General features: G+C 70.8%; 16 protein-coding genes. 4 read left to right on the top strand and 12 right to left on the bottom strand.

The window, feature by feature from the left end; all coding sequences use genetic code 11:
• Positions 1–9: 9 nt before the first annotated feature.
• Positions 10–606: a TetR/AcrR family transcriptional regulator gene (locus tag ACZ7HT_RS23815; RefSeq protein ID WP_471169209.1), complete on the bottom strand. Its 597-nt coding sequence runs from the start codon at positions 604–606 to the stop codon at positions 10–12.
• Entirely contained in the window at positions 606–926 is a 321-nt protein-coding gene (locus ACZ7HT_RS23810; RefSeq protein ID WP_471169206.1) for a DMT family transporter, read from the bottom strand. Before ACZ7HT_RS23810 ends, ACZ7HT_RS23815 begins: the two co-directional genes overlap by 1 nt.
• Before the next feature lie 63 nt (positions 927–989).
• Here ACZ7HT_RS23810 and ACZ7HT_RS23805 point away from each other — a divergent pair, with 63 nt between their 5' ends.
• A complete protein-coding gene (locus tag ACZ7HT_RS23805; protein ID WP_471169203.1) occupies positions 990–2,063 on the top strand; it encodes a DUF7847 domain-containing protein in 1,074 nt (357 codons plus the stop codon).
• A gap of 58 nt (positions 2,064–2,121) precedes the next feature.
• On the opposite strand, the gene ACZ7HT_RS23800 is transcribed toward ACZ7HT_RS23805, so the two are convergent.
• From ACZ7HT_RS23800 to ACZ7HT_RS23765, 8 genes are all read right to left on the bottom strand, one after another.
• Positions 2,122–2,460 (bottom strand): metal-sulfur cluster assembly factor, encoded by a 339-nt coding sequence (locus ACZ7HT_RS23800; RefSeq protein WP_030205917.1) that lies wholly within the window; start codon positions 2,458–2,460, stop codon positions 2,122–2,124.
• Entirely contained in the window at positions 2,457–2,924 is a 468-nt protein-coding gene (gene sufU / locus ACZ7HT_RS23795; protein WP_471169200.1) for a Fe-S cluster assembly sulfur transfer protein SufU, read from the bottom strand. The genes ACZ7HT_RS23800 and sufU overlap by 4 nt, the downstream gene beginning before the upstream one ends.
• Positions 2,925–2,934: 10 nt before the next feature.
• On the bottom strand, positions 2,935–4,203 hold the full coding sequence (locus ACZ7HT_RS23790; RefSeq protein ID WP_471169197.1) for a cysteine desulfurase: 1,269 nt from the start codon (positions 4,201–4,203) through the stop codon (positions 2,935–2,937).
• Entirely contained in the window at positions 4,200–4,964 is a 765-nt protein-coding gene (sufC, locus tag ACZ7HT_RS23785; protein ID WP_041128637.1) for a Fe-S cluster assembly ATPase SufC, read from the bottom strand. Before sufC ends, ACZ7HT_RS23790 begins: the two co-directional genes overlap by 4 nt.
• A gap of 7 nt (positions 4,965–4,971) precedes the next feature.
• The gene (locus ACZ7HT_RS23780; RefSeq protein WP_406057374.1) at positions 4,972–5,289 is read right to left on the bottom strand and encodes a bifunctional 3-phenylpropionate/cinnamic acid dioxygenase ferredoxin subunit; all 318 of its coding nucleotides are present in this window, start codon (positions 5,287–5,289) and stop codon (positions 4,972–4,974) included.
• Positions 5,289–6,470 carry a Fe-S cluster assembly protein SufD gene (sufD, locus tag ACZ7HT_RS23775; RefSeq protein WP_471169193.1) on the bottom strand — a complete coding sequence of 394 codons (1,182 nt, stop codon included), beginning with the start codon at positions 6,468–6,470 and terminating at the stop codon, positions 5,289–5,291. The genes ACZ7HT_RS23780 and sufD overlap by 1 nt, the downstream gene beginning before the upstream one ends.
• Before the next feature lie 66 nt (positions 6,471–6,536).
• Complete coding sequence (gene sufB / locus ACZ7HT_RS23770) at positions 6,537–7,952, bottom strand: Fe-S cluster assembly protein SufB (protein WP_471169191.1); 1,416 nt, start codon at positions 7,950–7,952, stop codon at positions 6,537–6,539.
• Positions 7,949–8,674, bottom strand: coding sequence for a helix-turn-helix transcriptional regulator (locus ACZ7HT_RS23765; protein WP_471169189.1), 726 nt, complete (start codon positions 8,672–8,674; stop codon positions 7,949–7,951). The genes sufB and ACZ7HT_RS23765 overlap by 4 nt, the downstream gene beginning before the upstream one ends.
• 170 nt (positions 8,675–8,844) lie before the next feature.
• On the opposite strand from ACZ7HT_RS23765, the gene ACZ7HT_RS23760 reads away from it, so the two are divergent.
• From ACZ7HT_RS23760 to ACZ7HT_RS23750, 3 genes are all read left to right on the top strand, one after another.
• Positions 8,845–9,780: an ABC transporter ATP-binding protein gene (locus tag ACZ7HT_RS23760; protein WP_471169187.1), complete on the top strand. Its 936-nt coding sequence runs from the start codon at positions 8,845–8,847 to the stop codon at positions 9,778–9,780.
• Positions 9,777–10,541, top strand: a complete 765-nt coding sequence (locus ACZ7HT_RS23755; protein WP_471169184.1) for an ABC transporter permease — start codon at positions 9,777–9,779, stop codon at positions 10,539–10,541. Before ACZ7HT_RS23760 ends, ACZ7HT_RS23755 begins: the two co-directional genes overlap by 4 nt.
• 64 nt (positions 10,542–10,605) lie before the next feature.
• Complete coding sequence (locus ACZ7HT_RS23750; protein ID WP_471169340.1) at positions 10,606–11,574, top strand: COX15/CtaA family protein; 969 nt, start codon at positions 10,606–10,608, stop codon at positions 11,572–11,574.
• A gap of 22 nt (positions 11,575–11,596) precedes the next feature.
• Here the strand turns inward: ACZ7HT_RS23750 and ACZ7HT_RS23745 are convergent, their stop codons facing one another.
• The gene (locus ACZ7HT_RS23745) at positions 11,597–12,691 is read right to left on the bottom strand and encodes an amidohydrolase family protein (RefSeq protein WP_471169181.1); all 1,095 of its coding nucleotides are present in this window, start codon (positions 12,689–12,691) and stop codon (positions 11,597–11,599) included.
• Positions 12,692–12,761: 70 nt separating this feature from the next.
• Positions 12,762–13,082, bottom strand: coding sequence for a hypothetical protein (locus ACZ7HT_RS23740; RefSeq protein ID WP_471169179.1), 321 nt, complete (start codon positions 13,080–13,082; stop codon positions 12,762–12,764).
• Positions 13,083–13,151 lie beyond the last annotated feature (69 nt).

The following is a 13,151-nucleotide window of genomic DNA, read 5'->3' as shown; positions in this document are numbered from 1 at the left end:
CAACCGGTCTCAGGTGTCGGTCGGGTCCGTGGGCGGTTCCGACAAGGTCCCGGCCTGCCGTTTCGGGTCTTCGTTCAGGATCCGGGCCAGCATCTCCCGGGCGTACCCCTCGTCGTACGGGACGCCGGTGAGCAGCGCCTGGAGGCTGATGCCGTCCATGAGGGCGACCAGGGCGCGGGCGGTGACGGGTCCGGTGCGCGGGGCGAGGGCGGAGACCACCTCGTCGGCCCACTCGGCGGCGACGGGGCGCAGGGCGGGGCGGCGCAGGGCGGCGAGGTAGAGCTCGTACTCCAGCTCCACCCCGGTGCGTTCGGCGGACAGCCACTCCCCCATGAGCGCGGCCAGGCCGGCGGCCAGGTCGGGCGCGGCGATCTCGGGTGCCTGCCGGAGGCGGGCGCCGAAGGTGCCGTTGACCCGGCGGAGGGCCGCGACGAGGAGTTCGTCGAGGGAGGCGAAGTGGTACGTGGTGGAGCCGAGCGGCACGTCGGCCTCGGCGGCCACCGTGCGGTGGCTGAGGCCGGCGATCCCGGCGCGGCCGACGACGGTGAGGGCGGCGTCGACGATCCGCTCGCGCCGGTCGGGGTCGTGTCTGCGGGGCCGTGCCATCAGTGCGCGCCGCCGAGGTTGAGGACGACGACCCCGGCGATGATCAGGAGGATTCCGGCGATCTTGGCGGCGCCCAGGGCCTCGCCGAGGAGGAGGTAGCCGATGAGGGCGACGACGGCGGTGCCGACCCCGGACCAGATGGCGTAGGCGGTGCCGATCTGGAGCGTCTTGAGCGCCCGGGAGAGGAGCAGGAAGGAGACGAGGTAGCCGGCGCCGGTGAGGAGGGAGGGCCAGAGCCTGCTGAAGCCCTCGCTGTACTTCATCGAGGTGGTGGCGAGTATCTCCGCCGCGATGGCGCCCGCGAGCAGTCCGTATCCCATGTGTACGAGCGTACACAGCACCGCTCATGGGGGTACATGTCAGCCCCCGATACGGTGTCCCGCATGACGTATCCCCCAGGCCCGCCGGGCCCGCCGTACGGCTACGGCTATCCGCCGCCGCCCCCGCCGCCGCAACCCGGCGTGATACCCCTGGCGCCGCTCGGCTTCGGCACGATCCTGTCCGGCGCCTTCTCGACCCTCGGCCGCTACTGGAAGCAGCTGCTCGGTGTGACGGGGGCGGTCTACGGCGGCGCGCTCCTGGTCGTCGGGGTGGCGCTGGCCATCGCGTACGCCGCCGTCGGCGACCTCCTGCCCGAGGTGTTCGACCTGCCGGACGGCCAGGACCCGCGGTGGGACGACGTCCGTCCGCTGATCATCGCCTTCGTCTGCGTCTGGCTCGTCGCCGTGGTCGCGATGGTCTGCGCGAGCACCGTGGTGTCGGCGGCCTGCCCGGCCGTGGTCCAGGAGGCGGTCCTCGGCCGGCCCACCACCTTCCGCGCGGTCTGGCGCCGCTCCTGGTCCCGGATGCCGGCCGTCCTGGGCACGGTGGTGCTGACGGGTCTCGCCCTGGTGATCCCGATGGCGCTGTTCGTCGCGGCCTTCGCCTGGATGCTCACGGCGACGCTCGTGGCCGCGGACGAGTCGACGGGCACCCCGGTGACCGGCCTGCTGCTCGTCCCCCTGCTCGCCATCGGCGCGGCCCTGCTCATCGCCCCGCTCGCGCTGTGGATCTGGGTGAAGTTCAGCCTGGCCCCGGCGGCGGCCGTGATGGAGGGGCAGGGCGCCTTCGCCTCGATGCGCCGCTCCTCGTCCCTGGTCCGCGGCTCGTGGTGGCGCGTGTTCGGCTGCGTGCTCGCGGCCGGTCTGATGGCCTCCGTGGTGAGCGGAATGATCCAGCAGGCGCTCTCGCTCCTCGTCTCGGTCCCGCTCTCGGCCGCCGACTACTCCGGCGACGACCAGGGCGCCCTGATCGCCTCCCTGGCGACCCTCATCGGTTTCCTGGTCGTCGGCCAGATGGTCGTCCAGGCGGTCGTCTCGCTCTTCCCGCCGATCGTCACCGGTCTGCTCTACGTCGACCAGCGCATCCGCAAGGAGAACCTGGCCCCGGAGCTGGCCCGCGCGGCGGGTCTGCTCTGAGAACATGAGAACGGCCGTGCCCCGGAGGGCACGGCCGTTCTCATGTGACGCGTACGGATCAGACGTTGAAGCCGAGCGCGCGCAGCTGCTCGCGGCCGTCATCCGTGATCTTGTCCGGGCCCCACGGGGGCATCCAGACCCAGTTGATCTTCAGCTCGCTGACGATGCCGTCCGTCGCGGACTTCGCCTGGTCCTCGATCACATCGGTCAGCGGACAGGCCGCCGACGTCAGGGTCATGTCCAGCGTCGCGACGTTCGAGTCGTCGATGTGGATGCCGTAGATCAGGCCCAGGTTGACGACGTCGATGCCCAGCTCGGGGTCGACGACGTCGTACAGCGCCTCACGGACTTCTTCCTCGGAGGCCGGCTTCATCGTGGCCTCGGCGTTCTCGGTCATGCCGACTTCCTCTCCGCGCCACCGTCACCCAGAGCCTGGGCGGTCGCGTCCTTCCACGCCATCCAGCTGAGCAGCGCGCACTTCACACGGGCCGGGTACTTGGAGACCCCGGCGAACGCGACCGCGTCCTCCAGGACCTCCTCCATCGCGTCGTCCGGCTCGATCTGGCCCTTGGACTGCATCAGCTCCAGGAAGGTGCCCTGGATCTTCTGCGCCTCGGCCAGCTCCTTGCCGACGAGCAGCTCGTTGAGGACGGAGGCCGAGGCCTGGCTGATGGAGCAGCCCTGGCCCTCGTACGACACGTCCTCGATGCGCGAGCCGTCGTACTTCACGCGGAGCGTGATCTCGTCGCCGCACGTCGGGTTGACGTGGTGCACCTCGGCGTCGCCGTCCCGAAGACCGCGCCCGTGCGGGTGCTTGTAGTGGTCCAGGATGACGTCCTGGTACATCGAATCCAGCTTCACGAGGTGTCCCCTAGCCGAAGAAGTTCCGTACGTGCTCCAGACCCTCGACCAGCGCGTCGACCTCGCCGGGGGTGGAGTACAGATAGAACGACGCTCGCGTGGTCGCGGGAATTCCGTACCGCAGGCAGACCGGCCGCGCGCAGTGGTGGCCGACCCGGACCGCGATGCCCTGCTCGTCGAGGACCTGGCCCACGTCGTGCGGGTGGATGTCGCCCAGCGTGAAGGAGATCGCCGCGCCGCGGTCCTCGGCCGTGGTGGGGCCGATGATCCGCAGGTCCGGGACCTCCTGGAGGCGCCGGACGGCGTACTCGGTGATCGCGTGCTCGTGGCGCGCGATGTTCTCCATGCCGATCGCCGACAGGTAGTCCACGGCCGCGCCGAGGCCGACGGCCTGGGCGATCGGGGGCGTACCCGCCTCGAACTTGTGCGGGGCCGGAGCGTACGTCGAGGAGTGCATCGAGACGGTCTCGATCATCTCGCCGCCGCCGAGGAAGGGCGGGAGGTCCTCCAGGAGTCCCGCGCGTCCCCACAGCACGCCGATGCCGGTCGGGCCGCACATCTTGTGGCCGGTGAAGGCCACGAAGTCGGCCTGGAGCGCCTGCACGTCCAGGACCATGTGCGGGGCCGCCTGGGAGGCGTCGATGCAGACGAGCGCACCGACCTCCTGGGCGCGGCGGATGATCGTCTCCACCGGGTTGATGGTGCCCATGAGGTTGGAGACCAGCGTGAACGAGACGATCTTGGTCTTCTCGGTGATGACCTCCTCGATGTTCGAGAGGTCGAGACGGCCGTCGTCGGTGAGGCCGAACCACTTCAGCTTCGCGCCCGTGCGCTGCGAGAGCAGCTGCCACGGCACGATGTTGGAGTGGTGCTCCATCTCCGTGATCGCGATCTCGGTCTCGTGGTCCACGCGGTAGGGCTCGTCGGCCCAGCCCAGCATGTTGGCCACGAGGTTGAGCGACTCGGAGGCGTTCTTGGTGAAGATCACCTCGTCGCGGCTCGGCGCGTTGATGAAGGCCGCGACCTTGTCACGGGCGCCTTCGTACAGCGCCGTCGCCTCCTCGGCGACCGTGTAGACGCCGCGGTGGACGTTGGCGTTGTGACGCTCGTAGTACTGGTTGAGCGCGTCGAGGACCTGCCGCGGCTTCTGCGAGGTCGCCGCGGAGTCGAGGTACACGATCTTCTTGCCGTCGTGGACCACGCGATCCAGGAGCGGGAAGTCCTTGCGGATCGCCTCGGTGTCGAGGAGGCCGGTCAGCCCCTGATGGGCGGAAGTCACGCGGATGCGCCACCCTTCACGTACTTGTCGTAGCCCTCGTTCTCCAGCTGGTCGGCGAGCTCGGCGCCGCCGGACTCGACGATGCGGCCGTTCGCGAACACGTGCACGAAGTCGGGCTTGATGTAGCGCAGGATGCGCGTGTAGTGGGTGATCAGCAGGGTGCCGACCTCACCGGTCTCGCGGACGCGGTTGACGCCCTCGGAGACGATGCGCAGGGCGTCGACGTCGAGGCCGGAGTCGGTCTCGTCGAGGATCGCGATCTTCGGCTTGAGGAGCTCCAGCTGGAGGATCTCGTGGCGCTTCTTCTCACCGCCGGAGAAGCCCTCGTTCACGTTGCGCTCGGCGAAGGCCGGGTCCATCTGGAGCTGCTCCATCGCGGACTTGACCTCCTTCACCCAGGTGCGCAGCTTGGGCGCCTCGCCGCGGACGGCGGTGGCGGAGGTGCGCAGGAAGTTGGAGACCGAGACGCCGGGGACCTCGACCGGGTACTGCATGGCGAGGAAGACGCCGGCGCGGGCGCGCTCGTCGACCGACATCTCCAGGACGTCCTCACCGTCGAGGGTGACGGTGCCGCCGGTGACCGTGTACTTGGGGTGACCGGCGAGGGAGTACGCCAGGGTCGACTTGCCGGAGCCGTTGGGGCCCATGACGGCGTGCGTCTCGCCCTGCTTGATGGTCAGGTCGACGCCCTTGAGGATCTCGCGGGGGCCGTTCTCCGCCTCGACGGAGACGTGCAGGTCGTGGATTTCGAGCGTAGCCATGGGTGACTCAGGACTCCTGGGTGACGGAGACGAGCACATCGTCCCCTTCGATCTTGACGGGGTATACGGGGACGGGGCGCGTCGCGGGAAGGCCGGAGGGCTTGCCGGTGCGCAGGTCGAAGCTGGAGCCGTGCAGCCAGCACTCGATCGCGCAGTCCTCGACCTCGCCCTCGGAGAGGGAGACGTTCGCGTGCGAGCAGATGTCGTTGATCGCGAACACCTCGCCCTCGGTGTGCACGAGGGACACCGGCGTGCCGTCGACCTCGACCCGCTTCGGGGTGTCGGCCTCCAGCTCGCTCAGCGCGCAGACTCGGACGAAGGCCATCAGACGGAGGCCTCCAGCTCGGCCTCGATCTTGGCGAGGAGGCGCTCCTGGACGTCCGGCAGACCGATCTGCTGGACGAGCTCCGCGAAGAAGCCGCGGACGACGAGGCGGCGGGCCTCGGCCTCCGGGATGCCGCGGGCCATCAGGTAGAAGAGCTGCTCGTCGTCGAAGCGGCCGGTGGCCGAGGCGTGACCGGCGCCGGCGATCTCGCCGGTCTCGATCTCCAGGTTCGGCACGGAGTCGACCCGGGCGCCGTCCGTGAGGACCAGGTTCCGGTTGAGCTCGTACGTGTCGGTGCCCTCGGCCGCGGCCTGGATGAGCACGTCGCCGATCCAGACGGCGTGCGCGTCCTGGCCCTGCAGCGCGCCCTTGTAGGCCACGTTGGACTTGCAGTGCGGGGTGTTGTGCTCGACCAGGAGGCGGTGCTCCTGGTGCTGGCCGGCGTCGGTGAAGTACAGGCCGAAGAGCTCGGCCTCGCCGCCGGGGCCCGCGTACCGCACGCGCGGGTGGATGCGGACGACGTCGCCGCCGAAGGTGACGACGACCGACTTGAAGGAGGCGTCACGGCCGACCAGCGCGTTGTGCTGGGCGACGTGGACGGCCTTCTCGTCCCAGTCCTGGACGGAGACGACGGTCAGCTTGGCTCCGTCGCCGAGGACGTAGTCCACGTTGGCGGCGAGCACGGCGTCACCGGTGTGGTCGAGGACCACGACGGCCTCGGCGAAGGCGCCGAGCTCGATCACCTGGTGGGCGAAGGCGACGCCGCCCTGGCCGTGCACGGAGATGCGGATCGGCTCGGTGAGCACCGCCTCCTTGGCGACGGTGATGACGCCGGCCTTCTCGAAGGAGGAGTACGCCTGGGCGGCGACGCGGTCGACGGGCGTGCCGGCCTTGCCGAGGCGCTCGTCGTCACGGCCGACGGTCTCCACGGTGACGCCCTCGGGGGCCTCGACCTCCACCTTGACGCCCTCGCCGGAGGCGACGGCGGTGCCGTCGTGGAGGCCACGCAGGCGCGCCAGCGGGGTGAACCGCCACTCCTCCTCGCGGCCGTGCGGGACGGGGAAGTCCGCGACGTCGAAGGACGGGGGCGCGCTCATGCGCGTGGCGACGGTCGACTCGGCGGCCACCGCGATCGAGCCGGCGGTGGTGGAGCCCGCCGGGATGTTCTGAGCCTCAGCCATGGCTGTCGTGTTGCTCTCTTCCTGCGTACGTAAAGAAAAGTCGGTCGCTGCGGGGCGGGGCCGGCCTTAGCCGACCGCACCCTCCATCTGCAGCTCGATCAGCCGGTTGAGCTCCAGGGCGTACTCCATGGGGAGCTCCTTGGCGATGGGCTCGACGAAGCCGCGGACGATCATCGCCATGGCCTCGAACTCGGTGAGGCCGCGGCTCATCAGGTAGAAGAGCTGGTCCTCGGAGACCTTGGAGACGGTGGCCTCGTGGCCCATGGAGACGTCGTCCTCGCGCACGTCCACGTAGGGGTACGTGTCGGAGCGGGAGATCGTGTCGACGAGCAGCGCGTCGCAGAGGACGTTGGACTTGGCGCCCGGGGCACCCTCGCCGATCTCGATGAGACCGCGGTAGGAGGTGCGGCCGCCGCCTCGCGCCACCGACTTGGAGACGATGTTGGAGGAGGTGTTCGGCGCCATGTGGACCATCTTGGCGCCGGCGTCCTGGTGCTGGCCCTCGCCCGCGAAGGCGATGGAGAGGGTCTCGCCCTTGGCGTGCTCGCCCATCAGGTAGACGGCCGGGTACTTCATGGTGACCTTGGAGCCGATGTTGCCGTCGACCCACTCCATGGTGGCGCCCTCGTAGGCGACGGCGCGCTTGGTCACCAGGTTGTAGACGTTGTTCGACCAGTTCTGGATGGTCGTGTAGCGGCAGCGGCCGCCCTTCTTCACGATGATCTCGACGACCGCGGAGTGCAGGGAGTCCGAGGAGTAGATCGGGGCGGTGCAGCCCTCGACGTAGTGGACGTAGGCGTCCTCGTCGACGATGATCAGCGTCCGCTCGAACTGGCCCATGTTCTCCGTGTTGATGCGGAAGTAGGCCTGGAGCGGGATCTCGACGTGCACGCCCTTCGGCACGTAGATGAACGAGCCGCCGGACCACACGGCCGTGTTCAGGGAGGCGAACTTGTTGTCGCCGACCGGGATGATCGTGCCGAAGTACTCCTTGAAGAGCTCCTCGTGCTCCTTCAGCGCGGTGTCGGTGTCGACGAAGATGACGCCCTGCTCCTCCAGGTCCTCGCGGATCTGGTGGTAGACGACCTCGGACTCGTACTGGGCGGCGACACCGGCGACGAGGCGCTGCTTCTCCGCCTCGGGGATGCCGAGCTTGTCGTACGTGTTCTTGATGTCCTCCGGCAGGTCCTCCCAGGACTCGGCCTGCTTCTCGGTGGACCGCACGAAGTACTTGATGTTGTCGAAGTCGATGCCGGAGAGGTCGGAGCCCCAGGTCGGCATGGGCTTCTTGTCGAAGAGCCGCAGACCCTTGAGACGCAGCTTCAGCATCCACTCGGGCTCGTTCTTCTTCGAGGAGATGTCGCGGACGACGTCCTCGTTGAGACCGCGCTTCGCGGTGGCGCCGGCCGCGTCGGAGTCGGCCCAGCCGTACTCGTACCGACCCAGGCCCTCGAGCTCGGGGTGGCTGATCTCGGTGGTCATGCGGGGTTCCTCCCGGCCGTACTTGCGGATGCTGATTCGGTGGTCTGTGGGGCGCTGTGCGGGATGAACGTGGTGCAGACGCCGTCACCATGCGCGATGGTGGCCAGACGCTGGACGTGCGTTCCCAGGAGGCGTGAGAAGAATTCCGTCTCCGCCTCGCACAGCTGGGGGTACTGCTCGGCGACGTGGGCGACCGGGCAGTGGTGCTGGCAGAGCTGCTCGCCGACCGGCGCGTTCCGCGCAGTGGCAGCGTACCCGTCCGCCGTGAGGGCCTTGGCCAGCGCCTCCGTCCGCTGCGCGGGCGCGGCCGACTCCACGGCCTCGCGGTACGCGCCCGCCTGGGTCTCGATCCGGTCGCGGGCGAAGGCCGCGACGGCCGCCTCCCCGCCGGCGTTGCGCTCGATCCAGCGGAGCGCCTCGACGGCGAGCGAGTCGTACGACTGGTCGAAGGCGTCCCGGCCGCAGTCGGTGAGCGCGAAGACCTTCGCGGGGCGACCGCGGGACCGGGTCCCGTAGACGCGCTGCTCGCGGGCTTCGACGACGTTCTCGGCGACCAGCGAGTCGAGGTGGCGGCGGACGGCGGCCTGGGTGAGGCTGAGCCGTCCGGCCAGGTCGGCGACGGTCGAGGGACCGTGATCCAGGATCGACCGCGCGACCCGGTTGCGCGTGGAACGCTCTCGGGTCGCGAGTTCCTCCACCGGAGCCGCGCCAACGTTTTTCACAACGCCATTGTTGCGTAATTAATCGGGGAGTGACAAGCGGCGTCCGGACCGGTGACGATGTCGTGCGTCACTCAGGTAAGGCTTACCTGACCTGCGAGAACGATCATTGGTGGGATGAATTCCCCGCCCCGCGCACCGGGTCCCCCCGCACGCTCTCTAGACTTCCCGGCATGTCAATCGAGTCCGTCGGCAGCGTCGTCCAGGTACGTGGCCTGCTCAAGCGGTACGGAAACAAGACCGCCGTCGACGGCCTCGACCTCGACGTCCGCGCAGGCACCGTCACCGCCGTCCTCGGCCCCAACGGGGCCGGCAAGACCACCACCATCGAGACCTGCGAGGGCTACCGCAGGCCCGACGCCGGCACCGTCCGCGTCCTCGGCCTCGACCCGGTCGCCGACGCCGCCGCCCTGCGCCCCAGGATCGGCGTGATGCTCCAGTCCGGCGGCGTCTACTCCGGCGCCCGCGCCGACGAGATGCTCCGCCACACGGCCAGGCTGCACGCCCACCCCCTGGACGTCGACGCCCTGATCGAGCGGCTCGGCCTCGGCTCCTGCGGCCGCACCGCCTACCGGCGCCTCTCCGGCGGCCAGCAGCAGCGCCTCGCGCTCGCCATGGCCGTCGTCGGCCGCCCCGAGCTCGTCTTCCTCGACGAGCCCACCGCCGGACTCGACCCGCAGGCCCGCCGCGCCACCTGGGACCTCGTCCGCGAGCTGCGTGCCGACGGCGCGACCGTGGTCCTCACCACCCACTTCATGCACGAGGCCGAGGAGCTCGCCGACGACGTCGCCATCGTCGACGCCGGCCGGGTCGCCGCCCAGGGCAGCCCCGAGGAGCTCTGCCGCGGCGGCGCCGAGAACACCCTGCGCTTCACCGGCCGCCCCGGCCTCGACCTCGGCTCCCTGCTCAAGGCCCTGCCGGACGGCTCCGCCGCCGCGGAGCCCCTCCCCGGCACGTACCGGATCACCGGCACCGTCGACCCGCAGCTGCTCGCCACGGTCACCACCTGGTGCGCCCAGCACGGCGTCATGCCGGACGGCATCGCCGTCGAGCGCCACACCCTCGAAGACGTTTTCCTGGAACTGACCGGCAAGGAGCTGCGCGGATGAGCACCGGTACGTACGCGCCCAAGCCCGGCGCCGCCCCCGTCGGGCGGATGATCACCGCGCAGACCGCCCTGGAGACCAGGATGCTGCTGCGCAACGGCGAGCAGCTGCTCCTCACCGTGATCATCCCCTCGCTGCTCCTGGTGCTCTTCTCCACCGTCGACGTGGTCGATACGGGCACGGGAAAGGCCGTCGACTTCCTCGCCCCCGGCGTCCTCGCGCTCGCCGTGATGTCCACCGCCTTCACCGGCCAGGCCATCGCCACCGGTTTCGAGCGGCGGTACGGGGTGCTCAAGCGGCTCGGCGCCTCACCGCTCCCCCGCTGGGCGCTCATGACCGCCAAGACGCTCTCCGTCCTGGTCACCGAGGTCCTCCAGGTCGCGCTCCTGACGGCGATCGCCCTGGCGCTCGGCTGGTCCCCGCAGGGCAACCCCCTGTCGGTCCTGCTGCTCCTGGTCCTCGGCACGGCCGCCTTCTCCGGACTCGGCCTGCTCATGGCCGGCACCCTGAAGGCCGAGGCCACCCTGGCCGCCGCGAACCTGGTCTTCCTGCTGCTCCTGGTCGGCGGCGGGGTCATCGTCCCGCTGGAGAAGTTCGGCGCCGCGGGCGACGTGCTCGCGCTGCTCCCGATCTCCGCGCTCTCCGACGGCCTGCGCGACGTCCTCCAGAGCGGGGCGCCGATGCCGTGGGGCGACGCGCTGATCCTGGCCGGCTGGGCGGTCCTGGGCCTCGGAGCGGCGGCGAGGTTCTTCCGCTGGGAGTAACCGTAAGGTTCCGTTCCGCCATATACGCCCCCCTCGTGAAAGCGCGCACAAGCGCCGCCCTACGATAGGGCCCGTGCAGACCCCCCTCGCCTCCATCGCCCAGCGCTGGACCCCGTCCCCCCGGACGCTCCGGCGCGCCGCGCTCGCAGCCGTCGTGATGAGCGTGCTCATCATCGTCACGGGCGGCGCGGTCCGGCTGACCGGTTCCGGTCTCGGCTGCGACACCTGGCCGAAGTGCACGGACGACAGCCTCATCGTGACGCCCGAGCAGGGCTACCGCGGCGCGATCGAGTTCGGCAACCGGATGCTGACGTACGTGCTGTCGGCGGCGGTCGGCTGGGCGATCGTCGCCGCCCGCTCCACCAAGCCGTGGCGCCGCGGGCTCACCCGGCTCGGCTGGGCCCAGTTCTGGATCGTGATGAGCAACGCCGTCATCGGCGGCATCACGGTGTGGATGGGCCTCAACCCGTGGACGGTGGCCGGCCACTTCATCGCCGCGAACTCCCTGCTCACGGTCGCCGTCATCACCTGGCACCGCACCGGCGAGGGCGACACCGCCCCCCGCCCGCGCGTGCCGCGCCCGGTCCGCAAGCTGTCCTGGGCGATCACGATCGTCTCCGCCCTGCTGATCGTGCTCGGCACGACGGTGACCGGCGCCGGCAAGCACGCCGGTGACAGCAGCGACGTCCCGCGCATGCCGTGGGACTGGACGAACGCCGCGCACCTCCACGCCATCGCCGCCTGGATCGTCTGCGCCCTCGCCCTCGCGATGTGGCTGGTCCTGCGCGTGGTCGACGCCCCGGACGACACGAGGGCCCGCGCCCGCGACCTGCTGATCGTGCTCGTGGCCCAGGGTGCGATCGGCTACGTCCAGTACTTCACGGGCGTCCCGGAGCTCCTGGTCGCCGCCCACATGCTCGGCTCCTCGCTGATGTGGATCGCGGTCCTGCGGCTCGCCCTGAGCATGCGCGAGCGTCCGCTCGCCGTGCCGGACATCCCGGCCCAGGCGGACCCGGAGCTGGCGAAGGCCTGACGGTCCCAGGACTCTGACGGGTCTACCGGCTCTCCGCGAGCCGGTAGACCCGTCTCGCGTTGTCCGCCGCGATCATCGTCGCCACCCGCTGCGCGTCCGTACGGGACCAGGCGCCGTCCATGACCCACTCCCCGAGCACCCGGGTGAGCGCCGAGCGGAATCCGTGCGCGGCGACCACATGGAGCTCGGGCAACCCGTGGGCGCCGCTGGAGAACAGCAGCTTGCCGAACGGCGCCCGTTCCAGGACCTCGGCGAGGACGGCCGCCGCCCGGGCCCCCGTGTGGGCGAGGACGGGGCCGAGGTCGGCGTACACGTGCGGGTGAAGTCCGGTCAGGTGCGCGGCCGCGCGGTGGTACGGGTAGCGGTGCAGCAGCACCAGGTCGGTGCCGAGCCCCGCGGTGGCGGCGGCGAAGCCGTTCAGGGCGGCCGGATCCTCCGCGTGCAGCTGGAGGGGGCGCCCCGCGGTGACCGCGATCCAGAGCAGATGGCGCAGCAGGACGGGGTCCCTGAGCGGGCCGCCCGGCCCGCGTGCGGCCAGCCAGCGCCCGGCGGCCCCGCGCACCTCTCCGGGGCCCGGCGGCTCGGGCAGGGCCGCGAGCCCGCCCCGTACCCCCGACGCCGAACTGAACGCGACCGCGTCCGCGGCGGCCCCGTGGACGGCCTCGGCGAGGTCGGCGAGGAAGGCCTCGACGGTGTCCGAGGCGTCGGCGACCCGCTCGGCGAGGGCTTCGAGGCGGACGGTCTCGTGGGCCTCGGCGGCGCCCGCGGCGGCGAGCTCGGCGGGGCGCGTGAGGTCGCCGGGGAGACCCGTGTCGACGAGGTAGGTGGAGATCCCGGAGGCGCGCAGGAGCCGCCGGCCGGCCTCGGCGGCACCGAGTTCCCGGCGGCGGGCGAGGTAGCGGGCGGGCGGGCAGTGCGGTTCCAGACCGAGGAGCGGCGGGCACCAGCGGCGCACGGCGAAGCCGGTCTGGGTGTCGAAGAAGGTGGTGCCGGCGGCGGGCAGGACCGCGTCCCCGCCCAGGTGCGCGCCGAGGCGGGCCTCGAAGGTGCCGAGGCCGAGCTCGGTCCGGAGCACCCCGTGGCAGTACTGGTCCACCAGCTGCGGCATGTCGATCATCTCGGGGGGCTCCCTGTGTGGACGTGTCTCCACACGTCCTAACGGGTGAGCCCCGCGCGAGGTTGCCGCCTCAGCTGTTGGAGGGGCCGCCGAGCTGGATGCCGGCCATCCGGGTCCACTCGTACGGGCCGGTGGCGACCTTGGCGGCGAACTCGCCGTCGAACTCCTCGTGGAGGGTCAGGCCGGCCTTCTCGGCGGCCTGCTGCGCGATCGCGTACGACTTCGCGACGAGGTCGCCCCAGCCGCCGTCCGTGCCGACCAGGACGATCCGGGTGCCCGCCTGGCCGATGTGCGCGAGGTGTCCCTCGGCGCCGCCGTGCGCCTTGGAGAAGGCCTTGATCTCCTTGGCGAGCCTGGCCGCCCTGCGCTCTTCCTGCTTCGTTTCTGCCATGACACGGATGCTACCGAGGGGTAGAACGAACGGCGACGGCCGGGTCACGTGGCCTATCCCACGTGACCC

The sequence above is a fragment of the Streptomyces sp. NPDC037410 genome, from assembly GCF_055602235.1.
The sequence above is the reverse complement of the archived record's forward strand: the minus strand, read 5'-3'. Positions and strand labels throughout refer to the sequence as shown.

Bases quoted from the DNA above. Each gene is read 5' to 3' on its own strand.
- ACZ7HT_RS23745 (WP_471169181.1), bottom strand. From the start codon at position 12,691: ATGATCGACATGCCGCAGCTGGTGGACCAGTACTGCCACGGGGTGCTC.
- sufB (WP_471169191.1), bottom strand. From the start codon at position 7,952: ATGACCACCGAGATCAGCCACCCCGAGCTCGAGGGCCTGGGTCGGTAC.
- ACZ7HT_RS23755 (WP_471169184.1), top strand. From the start codon at position 9,777: ATGAGCACCGGTACGTACGCGCCCAAGCCCGGCGCCGCCCCCGTCGGG.
- sufD (WP_471169193.1), bottom strand. From the start codon at position 6,470: ATGGCTGAGGCTCAGAACATCCCGGCGGGCTCCACCACCGCCGGCTCG.
- ACZ7HT_RS23760 (WP_471169187.1), top strand. From the start codon at position 8,845: ATGTCAATCGAGTCCGTCGGCAGCGTCGTCCAGGTACGTGGCCTGCTC.
- ACZ7HT_RS23780 (WP_406057374.1), bottom strand. From the start codon at position 5,289: ATGGCCTTCGTCCGAGTCTGCGCGCTGAGCGAGCTGGAGGCCGACACC.
- sufC (WP_041128637.1), bottom strand. From the start codon at position 4,964: ATGGCTACGCTCGAAATCCACGACCTGCACGTCTCCGTCGAGGCGGAG.
- ACZ7HT_RS23740 (WP_471169179.1), bottom strand. From the start codon at position 13,082: ATGGCAGAAACGAAGCAGGAAGAGCGCAGGGCGGCCAGGCTCGCCAAG.
- ACZ7HT_RS23805 (WP_471169203.1), top strand. From the start codon at position 990: ATGACGTATCCCCCAGGCCCGCCGGGCCCGCCGTACGGCTACGGCTAT.
- ACZ7HT_RS23800 (WP_030205917.1), bottom strand. From the start codon at position 2,460: ATGACCGAGAACGCCGAGGCCACGATGAAGCCGGCCTCCGAGGAAGAA.
- ACZ7HT_RS23810 (WP_471169206.1), bottom strand. From the start codon at position 926: ATGGGATACGGACTGCTCGCGGGCGCCATCGCGGCGGAGATACTCGCC.
- ACZ7HT_RS23815 (WP_471169209.1), bottom strand. From the start codon at position 606: ATGGCACGGCCCCGCAGACACGACCCCGACCGGCGCGAGCGGATCGTC.